This is a genomic window from Streptococcus sp. 27098_8_70, from assembly GCF_041432215.1.
Lineage (GTDB): Bacteria > Bacillota > Bacilli > Lactobacillales > Streptococcaceae > Streptococcus > Streptococcus oralis_CP.
The window spans coordinates 935,016-958,048 of record NZ_JAPVZD010000001.1 but is presented as its reverse complement, the minus strand read 5'-3'; the positions used below and the strand labels follow the sequence as shown (position 1 = coordinate 958,048).

Here is a 23,033-nt window from a genome sequence, read left to right as displayed (position 1 = left end):
GTATGCTATAATGGAAATCATGAGACAGTATCGTATTTTGGTGGTTGATGACGACCGGAGCATTTTAAAGCTGGTGAAAAACGTCCTAGAGCTCGATGCTTATGATGTGACGACGCTTGATCGAATAGAAGAGCTAGAACTGACGGATTTTGTAGGATATGATTTGATTCTGCTAGATGTGATGATGGAGCCTGTTAATGGTTTTGAGCTGTGTTCCTACATTCGTCCTCATCTTTCGTGTCCAATCATCTTTCTGACAGCTAAGGAGTTAGAGGCGGACAAGGTGGCAGGGCTCTTTCGCGGAGCAGATGACTATATTGTCAAGCCTTTTGGGACCAAAGAATTGCTGGCGCGTGTCAGAGCTCATCTTCGGCGGGAGGAAAGACGGGAGGAGCGCTATTCTGAAATTGCTTCTTGTCAATTTTATCCAGAGCGCTATGAAGTTGCCTATTTTGGTAAAGTCTTGAAATTTTCAGAGCGAGAGTTTAAATTGCTGCATTTACTAGCTAGCAATCCCAAGCAGACCTTTTCAGCTGAACGCCTGCATACTTTACTTTACCCAGAAAGCTCAGAAACACAGCTTCGCTCCATCTCAGAGTATGTATATCAGATTCGTCAAAAATGCAAACAAGAAGGGCTGCAAGCAATCGCAACAGTGAGAGGAGTAGGCTATAGATGGCAATTAGAACCCGAAATTTCAAAAGCCTAGTCTGGACAACCAGTTTAAAAATCGTATTTTTTCATGTTTTGATTTTTGTGCTTATAGGCTATGAATTTACACAAGGAAGTGATCACGTTTTTTTCACCTTGTTCTTTTGGGCGGGGAGCTTGCTGCTGATTACTTTTTATCATATTTTGAAATTGCTCCGAAAAATCAACAGGGAAATAAAAATGCTAAAGAGCGAGAAGCTTTTAGAAGAAAATCAAAGTCAGCTTTTTCGGATTGAGGAAATGCTAGAAGTTTATAGCGATTTACGGAGCAGCCACCAAGAAAATGCTCATCTTCTAGAAAGAGAGCAGCAGCATAATCAGGAGTTGATTTTACAGCTATCAGCGACATCGCACGATTTGAAGACGCCCCTAACTGTGATTAAAGGGAACGCTGAGCTCTTGGAATTGGCGCAGTTGGGCCATCCACAGGCAGACTATGCTGCTGAGATTTTGCAGGCTAGTCACAAGATGGAAGAGTATTGTGGCTCTTTGATTGATTACGCTAAGACTTTTCAGATTGATTCTAATCAGTTCATTCAGCTTTCCTTAGGGGATTTTTTGGCTTATCTACAGGATGATTGGGCACTGTTCAGCAAACAGGAAAGCCATCGTTTCTACCTCCAAGAAGATTGTGAGCTTAGTCTGATTTTGTCAATTCATTTGGACTATCTCAAGCGAGCTTTGCTCAATATTTTACTGAATGCGCTTGAACATGCAGACCAGAATCAAAAGGAAGTGAAGCTGATGGTATCAGTGCAGCAGGACCAGTTGGTTTTTGCTATCTGGAACAATGGCCCTGCATTTTCAGAGGAGATGCTGCTGGGAGCGGAACGCCTCTTTTATCAGAGTGACCAAAGCCGCAATTCAGCTAATCCCCATCATGGAATCGGCTTAGCCTTTTCTAAGCAAGTAGCTCTCTTGCACGGTGGTCGTCTAACCCTGCTCAATCCAGACCAAGTAGGAGCCTGTGTCGAGTTGACAATTTCATTGAAATAAATGAGAATGGAAAATCATAAAAACGCATAATACCAAGTGTCCAAAAGACTTGATATTATGCGTTTGATTTTTTTATTATGTAAAGATTTACTGGATTTTTATCTCGAATTGAGTTTTTGTCCAGCCTTGTTTATTTATTTGCGATACAAGCGATCGTATTGGTAGAATGGGTCAAAGGTTACGTTGATACCTAGTTTGCGAAGGACGTTCTTGTCTTCATCGGTCAAGATGATGGTTGAATGAGCTTCGCTTCCTTTGAGATTCCCAAGTTCTTCCATGGCACGCGCAGCATCAGGATTTTCCATAGCTGTGATTGCAAGTGCAATCAAAATTTCATTTGAGTGGAGGCGAGGATTGCGGCTACCTAGATGATCGATTTTAAGACCTTGAATTGGTTTGACGACTTCAGGCTCGATTAGTTTCACTTCCTTAGCGATGTCAGCTGATTTTTTGATAGCATTGATCAAGGCAGCAGCTGTAGGACCAAAGAGTTCAGAGTTTTTACCAGTCACGATTTCCCCATTTGGCAATTCAAGGGCTAGGGCAGGGCCACCAGTTTCTTCTGCTTTTTGGCGTGCAGCAACAGCTACCTTACGGTCTGCAGGTGTGATGCCGAGGTCGTTCATGAGAAGTTCAATCTTCTTGACAGCAGTTTCTCCGACTTTTTCAGCTTTAAAATCAAGAACAGTTTGATAGTAGCGACGGATGATTTCTTGTTTAGAAGCTTCGACAGCAGCTTCATCATCTGTAATAGCGAAACCAACCATGTTGACACCCATGTCTGTTGGTGAAGCGTATGGAGATTCACCGAGAATGCGTTCTAACATACGTTTGAGCACTGGGAAAATTTCGATATCACGGTTGTAATTGACAGTGGTTTCTCCGTAGGTTTGGAGATGGAAAGGGTCAATCATATTGACATCGTCAAGGTCTGCGGTGGCAGCCTCATAGGCCAAGTTGACCGGATGATGAAGGGGCAGGTTCCAGACTGGGAAGGTTTCAAACTTAGCGTAACCAGACTTGATGCCATTGAGTTGGTCATGGTACATATTGGACATACAAGTTGCCAATTTTCCAGAACCAGGTCCAGGAGCTGTCACGACAATCAAGTTGCGACTGGTTTTGATGTAGTCGTTTTTCCCCATACCTTCGGGCGAAATGATGTGGTCCATATCCGTCGGATATCCTTTGATTGGATAATGAAGATAGGAATCAATCCCGTTTTTATCTAACTGGTTTCGGAAGGCATCTGCAGCGGGTTGCCCTGCGTATTGTGTGATGACAACTGAGCCAACAAAAATTCCCAGCTCATTGAATTTGTCAATCAAACGAAGAACTTCTTGGTCATAAGAAATGCCCAAGTCACCACGTGCTTTAGAATGTTCGATGTTGCTTGCGTTAATGGCGATCACAACCTCAACTTGCTCTTTCAATTCTTGCAAGAGCTTGATTTTATTGTCAGGCTCATAACCAGGAAGGACTCGAGCAGCGTGGAAATCTTCCAACATTTTGCCACCAAACTCCAAATAGAGCTTGCCGTCAAATTGGTTAATGCGCTCCAAGATATGGTCGCGCTGTAGATTCAAATATTGTTCAGAACTAAAAGCTTGTTTTTTCATTTTTTTACCTCTGACCTCTATTATAATAAAAAATTGGAAGATAGGAAACTATGGAATCGAAAAGAAATCAAAAAGATTAGGCAAACGCTTGCACTAACTTTTAAAAAGCGCTATCATAGACTATAGATTATTAAAATAATGAGGTAAGAAGATGCAAGAAAAATGGTGGCACAATGCCGTAGTCTATCAAGTCTATCCCAAGAGTTTTATGGATAGCAACGGAGATGGAATTGGCGATTTGCCAGGAATTACTAGTAAGTTAGACTATCTAGCTAAGTTAGGAATCACAGCGATTTGGCTTTCTCCTGTTTATGATAGTCCTATGGATGATAATGGCTATGATATTGCTGATTATCAAGCGATTGCAGCTATTTTCGGGACCATGGAGGACATGGACCAACTGATCGCAGAGGCTAAGAAACGTGATATTCGCATCATCATGGACTTGGTGGTCAATCATACCTCAGATGAACATGATTGGTTTGTCGAGGCCTGTGAAAATCCTGACAGCCCTGAACGTGACTACTATATCTGGCGAGATGAGCCCAATGATTTGGAGTCTATCTTTAGTGGGTCTGCTTGGGAATACGATGAAAAGTCGGGCCAATACTATCTCCACTTTTTCAGTAAGAAACAGCCCGATCTCAACTGGGAGAATGAAAAACTGCGCCAGAAAATTTACGAGATGATGAACTTCTGGATTGACAAGGGCATTGGCGGTTTCCGTATGGATGTTATTGACATGATTGGGAAAATTCCTGATGAGAAGGTAGTCAATAATGGTCCCATGCTCCATCCCTATCTCAAGGAAATGAATCAGGCGACCTTTGGCGACAAAGATCTTTTGACAGTAGGGGAAACATGGGGGGCAACGCCAGAGATTGCCAAATTCTACTCTGATCCAAAGGGACAAGAATTGTCTATGGTCTTCCAGTTTGAACACATCTGTCTTCAATATCAAGAAGGGCAACCTAAGTGGCACTACCAAAAAGAGTTAAATGTAGGGAAGTTGAAAGAAATCTTCAACAAATGGCAGACAGAGTTAGGAGTTGAAGACGGCTGGAATTCCCTCTTCTGGAACAATCATGACCTTCCTCGCATCGTCTCTATCTGGGGAAATGAGCAAGAATACCGTGAAAAATCTGCTAAAGCCTTTGCGATTTTGCTTCATCTCATGAGAGGGACGCCTTATATCTATCAGGGTGAAGAGATTGGAATGACCAACTATCCGTTTGAAACACTGGACCAAGTAGAAGATATTGAATCCCTCAACTATGCGCGTGAAGCTCTTGAAAAAGGTGTTCCGCTCGAGGAAATTATGGACAGTATCCGTGTCATCGGACGTGATAATGCCCGTACCCCGATGCAATGGGACGAGAGCAACAACGCTGGCTTCTCAACAGGTCAACCTTGGTTGGCAGTTAATCCAAACTATCAAGAAATCAACGTTCAAGAAGCACTAGCAAACCCAGATTCGATTTTCTATACTTATCAAAAACTCGTGCAAATCCGTAAGGAGAACAGCTGGCTGATTCGAGCTGACTTTGAATTGCTTGATACAGCTGACAAGATCTTTGCTTATATCCGTAAGGACGGTGACCGTCGTTTCCTAGTTGTGGCTAACTTGTCCAATGAAAAACAAAACTTTTCAGTAGAAGGAAGAGTTAAGTCAATCTTGATTGAAAACACTACTGCTAAAGAAGCAGTTGAAAAACAAACCTTGGCTCCATGGGATGCCTTCTGTGTGGAACTAACGGATTAAAATAAGTGAACCTCAAGCCTTTGATGCTTGGGGTTCTTTTACTAAAAAATATATAGAAAAGCCTCTAAAAAATATTTGTTAGAATTTTCTAAAAAATCTGGCTAAAGTCCTTGCTTTTATGAAAAAATAGGGTATAATGGTGAAAACACTATCTTTAAGGAGATTACTTATGAAATCGAAAAAGTGGCTCTTAGGAGCAGGTGCTGTTTTGAGTGCAGCCATACTGTTAACTGCTTGTGGGCAAAGTGAAAAGAAAGCGGATGCTCCCAAGACTTTCTCTTATGTCTACGCTATGGATCCATCTTCTTTGGATTATAGTGTGACGAGCAAGAGCTCAACCTCTGACGTTATAGCAAACGTTGTTGATGGTCTTTTGGAAAATGATAAGTATGGGAACTTAATTCCATCACTTGCAGAAGACTGGTCTGTTTCAAAGGATGGTTTGACTTACACCTACAAACTTCGTAAGGGTGTAAAATGGTATACTTCTGATGGAGAAGAATACGCTGAAGTTAAGGCCAAAGACTTTGTTACTGGGCTTAAACATGCTGCTGACGGAAAATCAGATGGTCTTTCTTTGATTCAGGATTCTATCAAAGGTTTGGCAGAGTATGTTAGTGGTGAGAGCAATGATTTCTCTACCGTAGGAGTTAAGGCTGTTGATGATTACACGGTAGAATACACGCTCAACAAACCAGAAAGTTTCTGGAACTCTAAGGTCACAACTGCAACCATGCTGCCAGTTAATGAAGAATTTTTGAATTCTAAAGGGAGCGACTACGGTGCACCAACCCCATCAGGTATCCTATATAATGGTCCTTATTTCTTGAAATCATTGACTTCAAAATCAGTCATCGAATATGAAAAGAATCCAAACTACTGGGATAAGGACAATGTCAAGATTGACAATATTAAACTAACTTTCTACGATGGATCAGACCAAGAATCTTTGATTCGTAGCTTTACACAAGGTGCCTATACAACAGCTCGTCTCTTCCCAACAAGTTCAAATTTTGAGTCAACTAAACAAGAGTACGGCGATAAGATTGTTTATAGTCCACAAGAAGCGACAAGCTACTACCTCACTGTTAACGTAAACCGCCAATCTTATAATAAAACAGCCAAAACAGACGAGGCTCAAAAAACTTCAACGAAAGAAGCTCTTCTCAACAAGAACTTCCGTCAGGCGCTGAACTTTGCTCTTGACCGTCATTCTTATACTGCTCAGTTGAATGGTGAAGAAGGTGCGAACAAGATTATCCGTAACAGCCTAGTGCCTCATGACTACGTTCAAGTGGGTGAAAAAACCTTTGGAGAGTTGGCACAGGCAGAGCTCGTTTCATATGGAGACCAGTGGAAAGATGTAGCCCTTACAGATGGCAAGGATACGATTTACAGTCCTGAAAAAGCTAAGGCAGCCTTTGCTAAAGCCAAGGAAGAATTGCAAGCCAAGGGTGTTACCTTCCCAATCCATTTGGATATCCCCGTTGAACAAACAGATGTAATCGCGGTTCAACAAACCAACTCACTCAAGCAGTCTATCGAATCATCACTTGGTACTGAAAATGTCATTGTCGATGTCCTTCAAATGACCGATAATGAGAAATTGAGCATTACATCTCAAGCCAAGGTTCCATCCCAAAAAGACTATGACTTGAACGGAACTGGTTGGGGGCCAGACTATCAAGACCCAGCTACCTACCTCAACATCCTTGATGCTAAGAAGGGTTCTGCCCTTAAACACTTGGGGATTAAGCGCGGAAATGATCCAGAAGTGATGGCTCAAGTTGGATTGGACGAATACAAGAAACTCTTGGATGACGCTGCAGCTGAAACAAGCGACCTTAACAAGCGTTATGAAAAATATGCTAAAGCTCAAGCTTGGGTATCGGATAGTTCACTTTTAATCCCAGTTGCTTCTTCAGGTGGTTCTCCAACGGTTAGCCGTACTGTACCATTTACAAAAGCTTACTCTCAAGTCGGGATCAAGGGAGACCCATTTGTGTTCAAAGGTTTGGAATTGCAAAATGATGTTGTGACTACAAAAGAATACGAAGAAGCTCTCAAGAAATGGCAGAAAGAAAAGATTGAAACAAATGCCAAATATCAAAAAGAGCTAGAAAAACACGTCAAGTAATCTATAAACAGAAAAGGAAGTTGCAGGAAACTGTGCTTCCTTTTTTATTTTGAGATACCAGTTGTCATAAAAGCAGTAACTTTACATTTTTGAATAAATTTGATAAAATATGGTTATGTTATAAAAAGTGACATAAAGGAGTGAATGATGATCAAAATGAAAAAAAGACTAATCGGGACAGGTCTTGTCTTAGCGACAGGGATTTTGCTCTCTGCATGTGGACAGTCCAACACAGATACTAGCACTTATTCATCAACATTTAGTGCAAATCCAACAACTTTTAACTATCTTCTAGATTATTATGCAGATAACACTGCCGTTATTACCAATCTTGTAGATGGTTTGTTAGAAAATGACAGCTATGGGAACCTCGTACCTGCTCTTGCGGAGGATTGGTCTGTTTCATCAGATGGTTTGACCTATACCTACAAGCTTAGAAAAGATGCCAAGTGGTATACGGCTGATGGTGAGGAATACGCTTCAGTCAAAGCTCAGGATTTTGTCACTGGGATCAAATATGCCGCGGACAATAAGGGGCAAGCCATGGATCTGATCCAAAATTCAATCAAGGGATTGAATGACTATGTGACGGGTGTGACCAATGACTTTTCAACTGTCGGTGTCAAAGCCTTGGATGATTACACAGTCGAGTACACTTTGACTCGACCAGAACCGTATTGGAATTCAAAGACAACCAATAGTATTCTTTTCCCAGTCAACGAAGAGTTCTTGAAATCAAAGGATAAAGATTTTGGTACCTTGACACCAGACAGTATCCTTTATAATGGTCCCTATCTGTTAAAAGATTTCACATCAAAATCTTCGATCGAATATGTGAAGAATCCACACTATTATGACCATGATAAAGTAACCATTGAAAAAGTTAAGTTAGCTTACTTTGATGGGTCAGATCAGGAGATGACCATTCGAAACTTTGAAAGTGGTGCATACTCGATTGCAGGAGTCTATCCAAATAGTTCGAACTATGCTAAGACAAAAGGAAAATACCAAGACAATATCGTCTATAGCTTACAAGACAAGACATCTTGGTACTTTAACTTTAACGTCAACCGCAAAACCTATAATCATACCGCTAAAACAACGGATGAACAAAAGAAATCAGCTCAAACAGCTATCTTAAATAAAAATTTCCGTCAGGCTATCAACTTTGGAATTGATCGAACAGCCTACTCTGCTCAATCTAACGGTGAAGAAGCAGCGAGCAAAACCCTTCGTAATACTCTGGTTCCCCCAACATTTGTCCAGGTGGGAGATAAGACCTTTGGAGAAGTAACAGCTTCTAAGCTTGTGAACTACGGAACTGAGTGGTCAGGTATCAATTTGGCAGACGCTCAAGATGCCTACTTCAACAAGGAAAAGGCCCAAGCAAAATTTGCGGAAGCTAAAAAGGAATTAGAAGCCCAAGGCGTGACTTTCCCAATCCATTTGGATGTCCCTGTTGATCAGACGAATAAAAATGCGGTCTCTGGTATGAACTCGGTTAAACAAACCCTTGAAACAGTACTAGGTTCTGACAATATCGTCATTGATGTTCAACAGCTTTCTACAGATGACTTTGGAAATGTTGCCTTCCTAGCACCAAATCCAGCAGCTCGTGACTACGACCTAAACTTTGATGGTTGGGTTGGTGATTACCAGGATCCATCAACTTATCTAGACCCCTTCAATGCTGAAACTGGCTTCTATCTCAAGATTTTTGGTCTTGATGCCAAGGAAGACCAAGAGCTCATTAAGAGTTTGGGGCTCGATACCTATACACAACTCCTGAAAGAAGCAGATGCAGAGAACAAAGATGTCGCTAAGCGTTATGAAAAATACGCTGAAGCTCAAGCTTGGATGATTGACAATTCTCTAGTCATGTCTGCTATGTCAAATGGCGGTACAGCCTCTGTAACCAAAGTAACTCCGTTTACACGTGCCTACTCCCTAGTAGGTATCAAGGGTGACGGAAATAATTATAAGTACATGAGATTACAAAAAGACCCTGTTACCAAGAAACAATTTGATGAAGCCAAGGCTAAGTGGGAAGAAGAAAGTAAAAAGGCTATCGAAAAGAGCCAGAAAGAGTTTGAAAACCACGTAAAATAAGATTACAGACAAGGTTGCCCCTGAGCGCCTTGTCTTTTTGTCTAGAATGGCATTCGGAACTTTACCTATATTTTAGAGTAACTTAGAGAACAAAAGCGAATGAAAATGCTGAAAATAGCAAGGATGGATGGAATTTCCGCCATGATTGTGATATAATATTTATAACTATTAACGTGTATAGGGGATTATCATGAGTAGACATTCAAAGAGAGCTCGTTTAGGGAATGTAAAACGAAATATTAATATAGTTTTAGCAACCATTTATTTATTATTGAGTGGTTTTTTGTTGTTCTTAATTTTCAAGCATAATATCCTAGCTTTTCGATACCTCAATATCCTTACGGCGGTTCTTATTCTCGTTTCTGCTGTAATTGGAATCCTTCTGATAGTGTATAAAAAAGCCGAGAAGTTTACGGTTTTCTTTTTGACACTTGCTATCGTAGTTAGCTCGGTTTCTCTCTATGCTTTGCAGCAGTTTGTCGGTTTTACCAATCATATCAATGCGACCTCAAACTACTCAGAGTATTCGATGAGTGTGGTCGTTTTGAAAGATAGTGAAATCAATAATGTGACTCAGTTAGAGAGTGTAACAGGTCCGACTGAAACAGATAATGATAATATCCAAAAGTTGGTGGCGGATATTAAGACGACACAGAGTAAAGACTTGACAGTTGAACAGAGTGCTTCTTATCTAGCAGCTTATAAGAGCCTGCTTTCTGGCGAAACGAAAGCAATTGTCTTAAATAGTGTCTTTGAAAATATCATTGAAGCAGAGTATCCAGACTATGCTTCAAAAATCAAAAAAATCTATACAAAACAATTAACTAAGGATGTTGCGGCACCAAAGGTATCGAAGAATAAAGCTTTCAATATTTATGTGAGTGGTATTGATACCTATGGTCCGATTAGTTCCGTTTCTCGTTCAGATGTGAATATTCTAATGACTGTGAACCGAGATACCAAGAAAATCCTTCTGACTACAACGCCTCGAGATTCTTATGTTCCGATTGCGGATGGGGGAAATAATCAAAAGGATAAATTGACCCACGCTGGTATTTATGGAGTGGACTCGTCGATTCATACTTTGGAAAATCTCTATGGTGTGGATATTAACTACTATGTGCGCTTAAACTTTACCTCTTTCTTGAAGTTAATTGACCTTTTAGGTGGAATTGATGTCTATAATGATCAGGAGTTTACAGCACATACTAACGGGAAGTATTATCCTGTTGGGAATGTTCATTTAGACTCTGAGCAGGCTCTTGGTTTTGTCCGTGAGCGCTACTCTCTAGCAGATGGAGATCGAGATCGTGGTCGGAACCAACAAAAGGTTATTGTAGCTATTATTCAGAAGTTGACGTCAACTGAGGCTTTAAAAAACTACGATAACATCATCAAGGGATTGCAAGATTCTCTTCAGACCAATATGCCTTTGGAAACCATGATGGATCTGGTTAATACTCAATTGGAGAGTGGTGGGAGCTACAAAGTCAACTCTCAAGACTTGAAGGGAACTGGACGCACGGATCTTCCTTCATACGCTATGCCAGATAGTAACCTCTACATGATGGAAATTGATGAAAGTAGTTTGGCCGCTGCGAAAGCTGCTATCAAGGATGTGATGGAGGGCAAGTAGCATGATAGATATCCATTCGCACATCGTTTTTGATGTGGACGATGGTCCAAAGTCGATAGAGGAAAGTAAAAAACTTCTTAGAGAGGCCTACAGTCAAGGAGTGAGGACAATCGTTTCCACTTCGCATAGACGAAAAGGGATGTTCGAAACTCCTGAAGAAAAAATCGCAACTAACTTTCTGAAGGTGCGAGAAATGGCTAAGGAAGTTGCGAATGACTTAATTATTGCCTATGGGGCAGAAATCTACTATACGCCAGATGTTGTTGAGAAGTTAGAAAAGAAATTAATCCCAACCCTCAACGATAGCCGCTATGCTTTAATCGAATTTAGTATGAATACACCCTATCGGGATATGCATAAGGGGCTGAGTGATATTCTAATGTTAGGCATTACACCCGTCATTGCCCACATTGAACGTTACGATGCTTTAGAAAACAATGAAAAGCGCGTGCGAGAGCTGATTGACATGGGATGTTATACTCAGGTTAATAGTTCTCATGTTTTGAAACCAAAACTCTTCGGAGAAACCTATAAATTTATGAAAAAGAGAGCCCAGTATTTCTTGGAACGAGATCTGGTTCACGTGATAGCAAGTGACATGCACAACTTGGATCACAGACCTCCTCATATGGAGGAAGCCTATGATATCATTGCCAAAAAATACAGTGGAGATAAGGCTAAGGAACTTTTTAAGGATAATCCCCGAAAAATAATAATGGATCAATTGATTTAGGAGAAAAAATGAAAGAACAAAATATGATGGAAATCGATGTATTTCACTTGCTTAAAATCCTTTGGAAACGAAAATTTTTAATTGCTTTGGTAGCATTCGTGACAGGGACAGTAGCATTTGCCTACAGTAGTTTTATTGTGAAGCCAGAATTTACGAGTACGACCCGAATTTATGTGGTCAATCGTAATCAGGGAGATAAGCCTGGCTTGACTAACCAAGACTTGCAAGCAGGATCTTACTTGGTAAAAGACTATCGTGAAATCATTCTCTCGCAAGACGTTTTAGAGAAGGTTGCGACTGATTTGAAACTAGAACTCCCTCCAAAAGGTCTAGCTAGTAAAATCAAGGTAACAGTTCCAGTGGATACGCGTATTGTATCGATTTCTGTTACAGACCGTGCACCTGAGGAGGCTAGCCGTATCGCCAACTCTTTGAGAGAGGTTGCGGCTCAAAAGATCATCAGCGTCACTCGCGTTTCGGATGTGACAACGCTTGAAGAAGCACGCCCAGCAACATCGCCATCTTCACCAAATATTCGTCGCAATACCATGGTTGGATTCCTTGCGGGAGCGGTTGTGATGGTTGTCACAGTTCTCCTTGTTGAGATTTTGGATACACGAGTGAAACGTCCAGAAGATATTGAGGACGTGTTGCAAATTGCACTATTGGGAGTAGTTCCAAATTTGGATAAATTGAAATAGGAGAGAAAAATGCCAACGTTAGAGATTGCACATAAAAAACTGGATCAGGCAAGAAAAGCAGAAGAGTACTATAATGCCCTTCGCACCAATATTCAATTGAGTGGGAATAACTTGCAAGTGATTTCTATTACGTCTGTCAAACCAGGAGAAGGGAAATCAACAACTTCTACCAATATTGCTTGGGCTTTCGCGCGTGCAGGCTATAAGACACTGTTGATCGATGCGGATATCCGTAATTCAGTCATGTCAGGTGTCTTTAAATCACGTGAAAAGATTACAGGCCTAACAGAGTTCTTGTCAGGCACAACAGACCTATCACAAGGTTTATGTGAAACCAATGTTGAAAATCTGTTTGTCATTCAAGCGGGCTCTGTATCACCAAACCCAACAGCTTTGTTACAAAGTGAAAATTTTGCGACCATGATTGATACCTTACGTAAGTACTTTGACTACATCGTTGTAGATACTGCCCCGATTGGAGTTGTTATCGATGCGGCGATTATCACGCAGCAGTGTGACGCTTCTGTTTTAGTAACTGCGGCTGGTGAAACAAATCGTCGTGATGTCCAAAAAGCTAAAGAACAACTCGAACAAACAAGTAAACCATTTCTAGGAGTAGTTCTAAATAAATTTAATACTTCAGTTGAAAAATATGGCTCCTATGGAGCATATGGAAACTATGGGAAAAAGTAGGGAATCTTGTAGTTGGAAAATTATCTAAGGGGATTATTACAAGGGGGAGTTTTAGGTGAAACAAAACAAGATCATCTATATTGCCTTCAAAAGGTCTATGGATGTATTTATCGGCTTGTTTGGAACGGTATTTATAGTTTTACCCTGTTCTCTGGTCATCTTTGTAATCTATAAAACGAAAGGTTACAAAGGAAGTATATTTTTTACACAGTGCAGAGCAGGTCTCAGAGGGAAAAAATTTAAAATCATTAAGTTTAGGTCGATGGTCGAGAATGCAGAAGAAATTCTGATTTCGAATAAGGAACTCTATGAAAAGTATAAAAAGAATAGCTATAAATTGCCACCAAATGAGGATCCACGACTTACAAATATTGGAGATTTTATAAGAAAAACAAGTATTGATGAGGTTCCACAGTTTATAAATGTACTACTAGGTGATATGAGTCTTATTGGTCCAAGACCAATTCTTGAAAATGAACTAGACGAATATACCGAGGATGAACAGGAAACTTTATTGTCTGTTCGTCCTGGGATTACAGGGATATGGCAAGTTTCTGGTAGGAGTGGAGTATATTATCCTGAACGTTGTGAGATGGAATTATATTATCCTAGAAATCAGTCTTTACGGTTAGATATCAAAATCTTCTTTTTGACCATTAGAAGAGTGTTATCCCGTGAAGGAGCTCATTGAGAATTCAAACTGAGTCGGCATAAAGTGAAATATATAAAGATAAAATTGAATACAAAAAGGATATCTTTGGTATTCAATTTTATCTTTTTGGGTCAAGATAGTTTTAGTGATAATCTATTTTGGTTGGATATTTTTTAATAGAGAATGATTACAATTTTGATTAAAAGGTAGTTGAGCTAGTTATGGATGAAGGGAATTGAATTAGGATATAGAAATGTCTAAAACGTATAGAATCATAGTTGCAACACATAAACGATTTCAAATGCCAGAGGATAAGGACTTGTACATCCCTATCCAAGTTGGTAGTGAGGGTAAGGAAGATTTAGGTTATCAACCAGATAATCAAGGAGTTCATATTTCTCACCTTAATCCTTATTATTGTGAATTAACAGGATTATATTGGGCTTGGAAAAATTTAGAATGTGATTATCTTGGATTGGTACATTACCGTAGATATTTCACATCAAAACGACACTCATATAGCGAAGCAATCAGTATGGATGATATTATTCTTTCAAAATCAGAAGTGAAAAACTTGATGTCGAATTATGATGTTATCGTTCCTAAAAAACGGAAATATTATATTGAAACGCTATACTCTCACTATGCACATACTCACGATGCTAAGCATTTAGATATGACGCGTCAGATCATAAGTGAGATAAGCCCAGAATACATTGAAACATTTGATAGTATAATGAAGCAACGCAGTGGGTATATGTTCAATATGTTTATCATGTCTAAAGAGAATGTGGCGGCTTATTGTGAATGGTTATTCCCAATTGTTGATGAAATATATAAAAGGTTGGATATAACAGATTATTCTGCTTTTGACGCTAGATTATTTGGTCGTATCAGTGAACGTTTGTTCAATGTTTGGTTGGCAAAACAAGATTTGCGGGTAAAAGAGATTCCGTTCATTTATATGGAAAAAATTGATTTGATTCAAAAAGGGAGGTCCTTTTTACAAGCAAAATTCTTTGGAAAAAAATATGGACAGAGTTTTTAGATAGGGATGAATAATAAGAATGAAATTAGTACTAAAAATAAAATCTGTACCAGAACTTTTGGCTCTTGTTGCTTTAGGGATATTTTTAACGGTTTCGATATTAAATGTAACTTTTTATGCTCGGTATCTACCTGGAACAGTTTATAAATTAGCGATAGCTTTTTCCCTCTTTCTTTTGGTTATAAAAGAGTCGTTTAAGAGAAAATATGATTATAGAACTCTCATTGGTTTGTTTGCAACGATTTTAATTTATTTTATAGTGGGGAAAATGACATCTCTAAGTTCAGAACTTCCTGTAAGTATATTATTTATTTATACTTTACGAGATATTCCCTTTAAGAAGGTGGCGAAAACTTCATTAGTCGTTAGTATGTGCTTGTTGTTTTTTGTTATCATAAGCGCAAGATTAGGAATAATAACGAACTATATAGAAATTTCTGGTCCTCGGGTACGGGCCTACCTAGGCTTTAGATATGCTCTATTTCCTTCGGTTTTACTGATGAATATAGTTGCTATTGTGTTTTATTTAAAGCAAAACAAAATCCAATACTGGCAATGGCTACTGTTAGCTCTATCAGTTTATTGGGTATATGATCAAACGGATTCTCGTTTAACATTTTATAGTTCCTGTGTATTGCTGGCATGCAGTTTGTTAATAAAATGGTTTCCGAAACTATTTTCAAAGTTAGGATATGTGATTAAAGTTTTTAAACCAACCTTTATTGTAAATGCAGTTATTAGTTTTTGGGTCTCCGTTACCTATCTCAATTCAAGTCATTCTTTTATCAATGATCTTCTTTTTAAAGTGAATCATATGTTAGGTGGTCGGATATACTTGGCTAATAAATCTTTAAATCTCTATGGTTTTGGATTTTTTGGACGACCAGTTTACTGGAATGGGAATGGTCTGACTGTTGAAGGTGTTAGAAACTATCAGACCTATCTGTATGTGGACAATTTGTATGTCCAAATTTTACAGAGATTTGGCCTACTCATCCTGGGATTAATGGTCTCAGTTCTATCTTTGACACTACTTAAAGTCATTAAGAAACGCCAGTGGATTCTTGCTCTGATTTTGATATTAATGAGTTTTCACTCTATGATTGATGATTTGAATTTCTATCTTCATAACAATATTTTTTGGATATTAGTAGGTGTTTTAATAAACTCGGATTATCAGTTTTCTGATGAAAGCGATGAAGATCAAGGGGGACGTTCGTTTGAAAAAATCGTATAGTGAAATGGTAAGAAGTATTTAACGAGAACTTAAAAGAGCATAGACTGAGACGACGGTTTAATTTCGATTTATTTATATAGGAGGAAAGTATGTCGGATATCAAAATCATTCAAGATAAGATTTTATCTATTTTGAAAGAGTTTATTAATATTTGCGAAGAAAATAACCTAACCTACTATGCTCTAGGTGGGACCTTGTTAGGAGCGGTACGTCATAAAGGTTTCATACCTTGGGATGATGACATCGATATCGGTATGCCGAGAGAAGATTACGAAAAGTTTAAAAAAATAGCTTCAAATGTCTTGCCGGAAAACTACAAGTTTTTAAGCGAAGATACATTAAACTATAAAAAAGCTTTCTCTGTGATTCGAGATGATTCTACAAAAATCATCATGAATTATAGTAAAGAAGAATTGGTAGAGAGTTTGTGGATAGATATTTTTCCGTTGGATGGTATGCCCTCTAATGTTTTAAAGAAAAAAATTCATTCTTTGAGATACTTGTACGCAAGGATGATGGTTCAACTCTCGCAATTCAATAGTTTGGTGAATCAGAAAAAAGAAAATCGACCATTCATTGAAAAGATAATTATTGCTTTTGCGAATGCTGTTAATATTGAGAAGATTATTTCCTTTACATGGGCTCAGAAAAAATATTTACAAACGATAAAAAAATATTCGTTTGATGAAGCTTATGCAGGAAATTATACGGGAGCTTACAAATTAAAAGAGATAGTACCGAGTGATTACTTTGGAGAACCAGTCCTATTACAGTTTGAAGATCTTAAACTTTGTTCTCCTTGCAAATACAAAGAATATCTAACAGCCATTTACGGAGCGGATTATATGCAATTGCCACCAGAAGACAAAAGAACTCTTCACCACTACGAGATTATATCACTGGGTGAAAATGATGGGGAAGTGTAGTTTAAAGATGAAAAAAATCGCTTTAGTGAAATGGAGTATCGATAGAACAGATGGAGGACTGAAAGTAGCAACCAGCCTTGCAAATGAGTTATCAACTATGTATGAAGTTCATCTTCTCTCGATGATTTCTACAGAAAACAATTTCTTCTCGCTGAAACAATCAGTTCGATATCAAAATTTATCATCAAAGAAAATATCTATGAGTAAAAATTTTCTCGAAGCGGTCAAGTTGTTGAGAAACTATCTGAAAGAAGAGAACATTGATATTGTTTTTGGAATCGGAATGAGTATGAATACAGTTGGTGTAGCAAGCACAATTGGTTTGAAAACAAAATTTGTTTCCTGCGACCATACAAATTCTATAGTAGATATTGATACTAAGGTTAAGAAGATACAAAGGTATATTGGAGCGAAATTTGCTGATAAACTCGTGACCCTTACTCAAGAAGACCGTGAAAATTATATAAAAAAATACGGTGTTCCTGAAGAAAGGATTTGCTATATCTATAATTGGAAAGAGGCTGCTCTTTCAGATATCTCCTATAATAAAAAATCAACTAAAATTGTGACGGTTGGCCGTTTTGATTATCAAAAAGGATATGATTATCTTGTTCAAGTTGCGAAAAAAGTGTTAGCGAAAAGGTCTGACTGGACTTGGGAAATCTACGGTTCCGGCAATCAAGATGAAGTGGATAAAATCAGAAATTTAATCAACGAATATGATTTACAGGACAAGTTAGTCATAAAAGGACTCGAAAAAAATCAGGATTTGATTTATGGAGATAAAGGGATTTATGTCATGACTTCTCGTTATGAAGGTTTACCTCTAGTTCTACTGGAAGCTCAACAATACAACCTCCCAATTGTTAGTTTCAGATGTCCAACAGGACCAAATGAGATTGTTGAAGATGGGGTTAATGGTTATCTGGTTGATTGTTATGATACCGATAAAATGAGTGCTAGAATATTTGAATTGATGGAAGATTCGAACTTGCGAAGTTCCTTCTCCGTTCATGCCAAGGATAATATAGATAAATTCGATAAGGAAAAAATTCTCAAGCAGTGGATTGAACTAATTGAGACGATTTAGGAGATAAGATGAAGGATTGTTTATTAACAATTGTAATGCCCAGTTGTAATATTCAGGACTACATTTTAAAAGTGCTGGAGTCTTTTCAACAAGTGTTTCCGAATTATAAAGATAAATTTGAAGTACTGGTTGTCATGGATGGTCAGTAATTCGGAAAGGTTGTTAAAGGAGCTATATAGTAAAATTGAGCAAAGCTCATATAAATACGTTCCTACGAAAAAATTTGACAGATTGTCTCACTTAAATTATAGGACTAACTCTGCTTTTGGAATAATTTTTAATCCGATTTTGAAGAAATACTCTGAAAAGAAAGAAAAAGAGAGGAGCGTTTAAGATGTTTATCAGCATCGTTGTTCCTGTTTATAATGTTGCAGACTATCTGCATTATGCGATAGAAAGCTTAATTAAACAGACCTATCAAAACTTTGAGATAATCCTTGTAAATGATGGTTCCACAGATAATTCTCCCATATTATGCGAAGATTATGCAAAGCAATATGAAAATATCTATGTTTTCCACAAAGAAAATGGTGGATTATCTGATGCACGTAATTTTGGAGTGGCAAAAGCCAACTCAGATTGGATTTTCTTTTTAGATCCGGATGATTATCTTGAAGAATATACTCTAGAGTTAATCGTGAAAATTCAGGAAACACATCAAGCAGACTTGATTTCAACCAAGGTAAAAGCTACTTCAAAATATAATGCTTATACTTCTTATCGATTGCAAGACTCAGACTATAAAGATTTGGCTCCGATTACAAAAGAAAAGGCTCTGGAACTAATGTTGGATGACAAAGTTGCGACGGTTTCTGCTTGTGCTAAGCTTTATCGGAAATGCATCTTGGAACGCGTTCCATTTCCAGTTGGGAAAATCTATGAGGATTTTTATGTTGTAGCAGAACATCTTGCCTTAGCTGAAAGAATCGTGATAAGCCCGCTTGAAACCTACAATTACTATCGTAGGGAAGGGAGTATAGTTCGTTCAACATTTACTGAAAAAAGATATGATTTCTTTGAAGCTGTTGCAAAAAATGAGGAAGTTATTAAAAGAGAGTACATTCAGAGTCCAGAATTAAAGCAAGCTTTACAAGCTAAAAAATTATTAGGTGGTTTTGTAGTAATTGGTGCAAAAGCTGACTCAGGCTTAAAAGATTTTTCAAAAGATAAAGAGTTGTTGAGAGTCGAAATGAGTGACTTGTTAAAAAATAATAAGTTATCATGGAAACTAAAACTAAAATACCTTATTTTTATTTTTAGCCCTAAATTGTATTTGTTGCTACGATAGTATCGTGCATAGATCCAATTTAATTTATAACAAGTGTCAAAAAAATGTAGGAAAGAGGAAATATGAAAGAAGTTTTTAGAATAATTGACCATTATAAGTATGACCAGTCAAACTTTTTGTTTTCACTGATTAATTCTAAATTGGATGACTTGAAATGAAAGTATTAAAAAACTACGCCTACAATCTTTCTTATCAATTGTTGGTCATTATACTCCCAATTATTACGACTCCCTATGTAACACGGGTCTTTTCTTCGGATGATTTAGGGACGTATGGATACTTTAATTCCATTGTCACCTACTTCATCCTCTTAGCGACGCTGGGAGTTGCTAACTATGGTACTAAGGTCATTTCAGGACATCGTAATGAGATTAATAAAAACTTTTGGGGTATCTACACTCTACAATTAGGGGCAACAGTTCTTTCTCTGTCCTTATATGCTCTTCTTTGTATGACTCTTCCCTCTATGCAAAATCCGGTAGCCTACATTCTAGGCTTGAGTTTAGTTTCAAAAGGTTTAGACATTTCCTGGCTCTTTCAAGGGCTAGAAGATTTTCGAAAGATTACTGTTCGAAATATCACAGTTAAACTCGTTGGAGTCATTTCAATCTTTCTCTTTGTCAAATCTGCAAATGACCTATATCTCTATGTTTTTTTGCTAACCATATTTGAACTCTTGGGGCAACTAAGTATGTGGGTGCCTGCTCGGGAGTTTATCGGTAGTTCTCATTTTAGCATAGAATATGCTAGACATCATTTAAAGCCGGTCATATTATTATTCCTTCCTCAAGTAGCGATTTCTTTGTACATTACGCTGGATCGTACCATGCTTGGAGCCTTAGCTTCTACAAAAGATGTAGGGATTTATGACCAGGCCCTAAAATTAGTAAATATCCTTCTGACCTTGGTAACTTCCTTGGGAAGCGTTATGTTGCCTCGTGTCGCGCATTTGTTAGCGACAGGTGATCATAAAGCGGTTAACAAAATGCATGAGATGTCCTTCCTCATTTATAATCTAGTGATTTTCCCAATGATGGCAGGAATTTTAATCGTCAACGATGATTTTGTTAGCTTTTTCCTTGGGCAGGATTTTCAGGATGCACGTTATGCAATTGCCATTATGATCTTCCGTATGTTCTTTATCGGTTGGACCAATATAATGGGAATTCAGATACTGATACCTCACAATCAAAATAAAGAATTCATGATTTCAACAACAGCTCCCGCAATTATCAGTGTAGGTTTGAACTTACTATTCCTTCCTAAACTGGGATATATCGGAGCAGCGATTGTATCTGTTCTGACAGAGGCGTTGGTATGGGCGATACAATTATACTTTACCCGTAGATACCTAAAAGAAGTTCCAATTATCGGATCTTTGACAAAAATTGTTCTAGCGTCAGCTATCATGTATGGCATTCTGCTAGGTTCAAAAACAGTTATACATTTTTCGCCAACCCTAAATGTTCTAGCGTTTGCAGGGCTTGGTGGAATTATTTATCTTTTTGCAATTCTATCTTTGAAAGTGGTAGATGTAAAAGAATTAAAACAAATAATTAGGAAAAACTAGAATGCAAAAAAATCGGAATATCAGTCTAGATTTATTAAAAGTGCTTGCGTGTATTGGGGTCGTTTTACTCCATACAACAATGGGCGGATTTAAAGAGACAGGATCATGGAATCTTTTGGCATATCTATATTATTTAGGTACCTACTCCATTCCCTTGTTTTTTATGGTCAATGGTTATTTATTGTTAGGCAAAAGGGAAATAACTTATCCTTACATACTTCAAAAAGTCAAATGGATTCTAATAACAGTGTCATCATGGAACATTATCGTTTGGCTCTTTAAAAGAGACTTTGCGTTTAATCCAATTAAAAAAATTGTAGGCTCTCTGTTACAAAAAGGGTATTTCTTTCAGTTTTGGTTTTTTGGTTCGCTGATTCTTATTTATTTATGTTTGCCTGTTTTGAAAACAGTTATAAACTCTAAAAGAAAATATGTATACATTCTATCTTTATTGGTGGCAATTGGGTTTATAGTTGAATTTGCAAATATTTTCCTTCAGATGCCTATACAAACTCATGTTATGCAAACTTTTAGATTATGGACTTGGTTTTTCTACTATCTTTTAGGTGGTTATATAGCGCAATTCAATATAGACAACCTCAAATATAGATTTAAAAATTGGATGAAAATAGTTAGCATACTTTTGTTATTGATTTCACCAATTATATTGTTTTTCTTAGCAAAGAATACTTACCATAATCTTTTTGCTGAATATTTTTATGATACTTTATTTGTAAAAGTCAGTACTCTAGGAATTTTTCTAACTATCCTCACGCTTACGTTGAATGAAAACCGAAACGAATGGATTGTTTTCATTTCTAATCAAACAATGGGAGTTTTCATAATACACACTTATATTATGAAATTGTGGGAAAGGATATTTGGTTTTAATTTTGTAGGAGCATATTTACTTTTTGCTCTATTTACTTTAAGTGTTAGTTTTATTATTGTTGGAATGTTAATGAAGATTCCTTACTTCAATCGAATCGTCAAATTATAAAAAGGAGAACACTATGTACGATTATCTTATCGTTGGTGCTGGTTTGTCTGGAGCAATCTTCGCACACGAAGCTACAAAACGCGGTAAAAAAGTAAAAGTGATTGACAAGCGTGATCACATTGGTGGAAATATCTACTGTGAAAATGTTGAGGGCATCAATGTTCACAAGTATGGCGCCCACATTTTCCATACTTCTAATAAGAAAGTATGGGATTATGTCAATCAATTTGCTGAATTTAACAACTACATCAACTCACCAGTGGCTAACTACAAGGGTAGCCTCTACAATCTTCCTTTCAACATGAATACCTTCTATGCTATGTGGGGTACCAAGACTCCTCAAGAAGTCAAGGCTAAGATCGCTGAGCAGACAGCTGATATGAAGGATGTTGAACCTAAAAACCTTGAGGAACAAGCCATCAAGTTAATTGGTCCAGATATCTATGAAAAGTTAATTAAGGGCTATACTGAAAAACAATGGGGACGTTCGGCAACAGACCTTCCGCCATTTATTATCAAGCGCCTCCCAGTGCGTTTGACCTTTGATAACAACTACTTTAACGACCGTTACCAAGGTATTCCAATCGGTGGCTATAACGTCATCATTGAAAACATGCTTGGCGATGTAGAAGTAGAGCTTGGTGTTGATTTCTTTGCCAATCGTGAAGAGCTAGAAGCATCAGCTGAAAAAGTTGTCTTCACAGGGATGATTGACCAGTACTTTGATTACAAACACGGGGAGTTGGAATACCGTAGCCTTCGTTTTGAACATGAAGTCTTGGATGAAGAAAATTATCAAGGGAATGCTGTAGTAAACTATACAGAACGTGAGATTCCTTATACTCGCATTATTGAGCATAAACATTTTGAGTACGGTACACAAGATAAAACGGTTATTACGCGTGAATATCCATCTGATTGGAAACGTGGAGATGAGCCCTATTATCCAATCAATGATGAGAGAAATAATGCTATTTTTGCTAAGTATCAAGAAGAAGCAACACAGAATGATAAGGTAATTTTCTGTGGACGTTTGGCAGATTATAAATACTACGATATGCATGTGGTTATTGAACGTGCATTGGATGTGGTAGAAGAAGAACTAGGGAGTATCTAAGAACATCA

19 protein-coding genes are annotated in these 23,033 nt (G+C 37.9%); 18 read left to right on the top strand and 1 reads right to left on the bottom strand.

Annotation, left to right across the window (positions count from 1 at the left end; translation table 11 throughout):
• Positions 1 to 10 precede the first annotated feature (10 nt).
• Positions 11 to 709 carry a response regulator transcription factor gene (locus tag O3655_RS04495; RefSeq protein WP_308697396.1) on the top strand — a complete coding sequence of 233 codons (699 nt, stop codon included), beginning with the start codon at positions 11 to 13 and terminating at the stop codon, positions 707 to 709.
• The gene (locus O3655_RS04490) at positions 676 to 1,707 is read left to right on the top strand and encodes a sensor histidine kinase KdpD (RefSeq protein WP_061853147.1); all 1,032 of its coding nucleotides are present in this window, start codon (positions 676 to 678) and stop codon (positions 1,705 to 1,707) included. The genes O3655_RS04495 and O3655_RS04490 overlap by 34 nt, the downstream gene beginning before the upstream one ends.
• A 134-nt stretch (positions 1,708 to 1,841) precedes the next feature.
• On the opposite strand, the gene O3655_RS04485 is transcribed toward O3655_RS04490, so the two are convergent.
• A complete protein-coding gene (locus O3655_RS04485; RefSeq protein ID WP_042902876.1) occupies positions 1,842 to 3,326 on the bottom strand; it encodes a DUF1846 domain-containing protein in 1,485 nt (494 codons plus the stop codon).
• A 151-nt stretch (positions 3,327 to 3,477) separates the two neighbouring features.
• Here O3655_RS04485 and O3655_RS04480 point away from each other — a divergent pair, with 151 nt between their 5' ends.
• The 16 genes from O3655_RS04480 (at position 3,478) to glf (ending at position 23,025) form a co-directional block, all read left to right on the top strand.
• Positions 3,478 to 5,088: an alpha-glucosidase gene (locus tag O3655_RS04480; protein WP_308697397.1), complete on the top strand. Its 1,611-nt coding sequence runs from the start codon at positions 3,478 to 3,480 to the stop codon at positions 5,086 to 5,088.
• A gap of 169 nt (positions 5,089 to 5,257) precedes the next feature.
• On the top strand, positions 5,258 to 7,225 hold the full coding sequence (locus tag O3655_RS04475) for a peptide ABC transporter substrate-binding protein (RefSeq protein ID WP_308697398.1): 1,968 nt from the start codon (positions 5,258 to 5,260) through the stop codon (positions 7,223 to 7,225).
• A 147-nt stretch (positions 7,226 to 7,372) separates the two neighbouring features.
• A complete protein-coding gene (locus O3655_RS04470) occupies positions 7,373 to 9,334 on the top strand; it encodes a peptide ABC transporter substrate-binding protein (protein ID WP_308697399.1) in 1,962 nt (653 codons plus the stop codon).
• A gap of 190 nt (positions 9,335 to 9,524) precedes the next feature.
• Positions 9,525 to 10,970, top strand: coding sequence for an LCP family protein (locus tag O3655_RS04465; protein ID WP_308697400.1), 1,446 nt, complete (start codon positions 9,525 to 9,527; stop codon positions 10,968 to 10,970).
• Between the two features lies 1 nt (position 10,971).
• A complete protein-coding gene (gene cps4B, locus O3655_RS04460; RefSeq protein ID WP_308697401.1) occupies positions 10,972 to 11,703 on the top strand; it encodes a capsular polysaccharide biosynthesis protein Cps4B in 732 nt (243 codons plus the stop codon).
• Positions 11,704 to 11,711: 8 nt separating this feature from the next.
• Positions 11,712 to 12,404, top strand: a complete 693-nt coding sequence (gene cpsC, locus O3655_RS04455; RefSeq protein ID WP_125413569.1) for a capsular polysaccharide biosynthesis protein CpsC — start codon at positions 11,712 to 11,714, stop codon at positions 12,402 to 12,404.
• Between the two features lie 9 nt (positions 12,405 to 12,413).
• Positions 12,414 to 13,097 (top strand): tyrosine-protein kinase, encoded by a 684-nt coding sequence (locus O3655_RS04450; protein WP_001142498.1) that lies wholly within the window; start codon positions 12,414 to 12,416, stop codon positions 13,095 to 13,097.
• A 97-nt stretch (positions 13,098 to 13,194) separates the two neighbouring features.
• Positions 13,195 to 13,788 carry a sugar transferase gene (locus O3655_RS04445; protein ID WP_282184205.1) on the top strand — a complete coding sequence of 198 codons (594 nt, stop codon included), beginning with the start codon at positions 13,195 to 13,197 and terminating at the stop codon, positions 13,786 to 13,788.
• 214 nt (positions 13,789 to 14,002) lie between these two features.
• Positions 14,003 to 14,797 carry a DUF4422 domain-containing protein gene (locus O3655_RS04440; protein ID WP_042902868.1) on the top strand — a complete coding sequence of 265 codons (795 nt, stop codon included), beginning with the start codon at positions 14,003 to 14,005 and terminating at the stop codon, positions 14,795 to 14,797.
• A gap of 19 nt (positions 14,798 to 14,816) precedes the next feature.
• The gene (locus tag O3655_RS04435) at positions 14,817 to 16,034 is read left to right on the top strand and encodes a hypothetical protein (RefSeq protein ID WP_000780145.1); all 1,218 of its coding nucleotides are present in this window, start codon (positions 14,817 to 14,819) and stop codon (positions 16,032 to 16,034) included.
• An 89-nt stretch (positions 16,035 to 16,123) separates the two neighbouring features.
• Positions 16,124 to 16,960 (top strand): phosphorylcholine transferase LicD, encoded by an 837-nt coding sequence (locus O3655_RS04430; protein ID WP_042902867.1) that lies wholly within the window; start codon positions 16,124 to 16,126, stop codon positions 16,958 to 16,960.
• Between the two features lie 7 nt (positions 16,961 to 16,967).
• Positions 16,968 to 18,050, top strand: coding sequence for a glycosyltransferase family 4 protein (locus O3655_RS04425; protein ID WP_042902866.1), 1,083 nt, complete (start codon positions 16,968 to 16,970; stop codon positions 18,048 to 18,050).
• 334 nt (positions 18,051 to 18,384) lie between these two features.
• Positions 18,385 to 19,338, top strand: a complete 954-nt coding sequence (locus tag O3655_RS04420; protein WP_042902865.1) for a glycosyltransferase family 2 protein — start codon at positions 18,385 to 18,387, stop codon at positions 19,336 to 19,338.
• A gap of 154 nt (positions 19,339 to 19,492) precedes the next feature.
• The gene (locus O3655_RS04415) at positions 19,493 to 20,908 is read left to right on the top strand and encodes a flippase (protein ID WP_042902864.1); all 1,416 of its coding nucleotides are present in this window, start codon (positions 19,493 to 19,495) and stop codon (positions 20,906 to 20,908) included.
• Between the two features lies 1 nt (position 20,909).
• The gene (locus tag O3655_RS04410) at positions 20,910 to 21,908 is read left to right on the top strand and encodes an acyltransferase (RefSeq protein ID WP_042902863.1); all 999 of its coding nucleotides are present in this window, start codon (positions 20,910 to 20,912) and stop codon (positions 21,906 to 21,908) included.
• Positions 21,909 to 21,921: 13 nt separating this feature from the next.
• A complete protein-coding gene (gene glf / locus O3655_RS04405) occupies positions 21,922 to 23,025 on the top strand; it encodes a UDP-galactopyranose mutase (RefSeq protein WP_042902862.1) in 1,104 nt (367 codons plus the stop codon).
• The last annotated feature ends 8 nt before the right edge of the window (positions 23,026 to 23,033 follow it).

What these genes read in the sequence shown, in the direction of transcription:
- O3655_RS04475 (WP_308697398.1), top strand. Translation starts at nt 5,258, where the DNA reads ATGAAATCGAAAAAGTGGCTCTTAGGAGCAGGTGCTGTTTTGAGTGCA.
- O3655_RS04430 (WP_042902867.1), top strand. Translation starts at nt 16,124, where the DNA reads ATGTCGGATATCAAAATCATTCAAGATAAGATTTTATCTATTTTGAAA.
- O3655_RS04450 (WP_001142498.1), top strand. Translation starts at nt 12,414, where the DNA reads ATGCCAACGTTAGAGATTGCACATAAAAAACTGGATCAGGCAAGAAAA.
- O3655_RS04425 (WP_042902866.1), top strand. Translation starts at nt 16,968, where the DNA reads ATGAAAAAAATCGCTTTAGTGAAATGGAGTATCGATAGAACAGATGGA.
- cps4B (WP_308697401.1), top strand. Translation starts at nt 10,972, where the DNA reads ATGATAGATATCCATTCGCACATCGTTTTTGATGTGGACGATGGTCCA.
- O3655_RS04465 (WP_308697400.1), top strand. Translation starts at nt 9,525, where the DNA reads ATGAGTAGACATTCAAAGAGAGCTCGTTTAGGGAATGTAAAACGAAAT.
- O3655_RS04435 (WP_000780145.1), top strand. Translation starts at nt 14,817, where the DNA reads ATGAAATTAGTACTAAAAATAAAATCTGTACCAGAACTTTTGGCTCTT.
- glf (WP_042902862.1), top strand. Translation starts at nt 21,922, where the DNA reads ATGTACGATTATCTTATCGTTGGTGCTGGTTTGTCTGGAGCAATCTTC.
- O3655_RS04495 (WP_308697396.1), top strand. Translation starts at nt 11, where the DNA reads ATGGAAATCATGAGACAGTATCGTATTTTGGTGGTTGATGACGACCGG.
- O3655_RS04410 (WP_042902863.1), top strand. Translation starts at nt 20,910, where the DNA reads ATGCAAAAAAATCGGAATATCAGTCTAGATTTATTAAAAGTGCTTGCG.
- O3655_RS04480 (WP_308697397.1), top strand. Translation starts at nt 3,478, where the DNA reads ATGCAAGAAAAATGGTGGCACAATGCCGTAGTCTATCAAGTCTATCCC.
- cpsC (WP_125413569.1), top strand. Translation starts at nt 11,712, where the DNA reads ATGAAAGAACAAAATATGATGGAAATCGATGTATTTCACTTGCTTAAA.
- O3655_RS04470 (WP_308697399.1), top strand. Translation starts at nt 7,373, where the DNA reads ATGATCAAAATGAAAAAAAGACTAATCGGGACAGGTCTTGTCTTAGCG.
- O3655_RS04440 (WP_042902868.1), top strand. Translation starts at nt 14,003, where the DNA reads ATGTCTAAAACGTATAGAATCATAGTTGCAACACATAAACGATTTCAA.
- O3655_RS04490 (WP_061853147.1), top strand. Translation starts at nt 676, where the DNA reads ATGGCAATTAGAACCCGAAATTTCAAAAGCCTAGTCTGGACAACCAGT.
- O3655_RS04485 (WP_042902876.1), bottom strand. Translation starts at nt 3,326, where the DNA reads ATGAAAAAACAAGCTTTTAGTTCTGAACAATATTTGAATCTACAGCGC.
- O3655_RS04445 (WP_282184205.1), top strand. Translation starts at nt 13,195, where the DNA reads ATGGATGTATTTATCGGCTTGTTTGGAACGGTATTTATAGTTTTACCC.
- O3655_RS04415 (WP_042902864.1), top strand. Translation starts at nt 19,493, where the DNA reads ATGAAAGTATTAAAAAACTACGCCTACAATCTTTCTTATCAATTGTTG.
- O3655_RS04420 (WP_042902865.1), top strand. Translation starts at nt 18,385, where the DNA reads ATGTTTATCAGCATCGTTGTTCCTGTTTATAATGTTGCAGACTATCTG.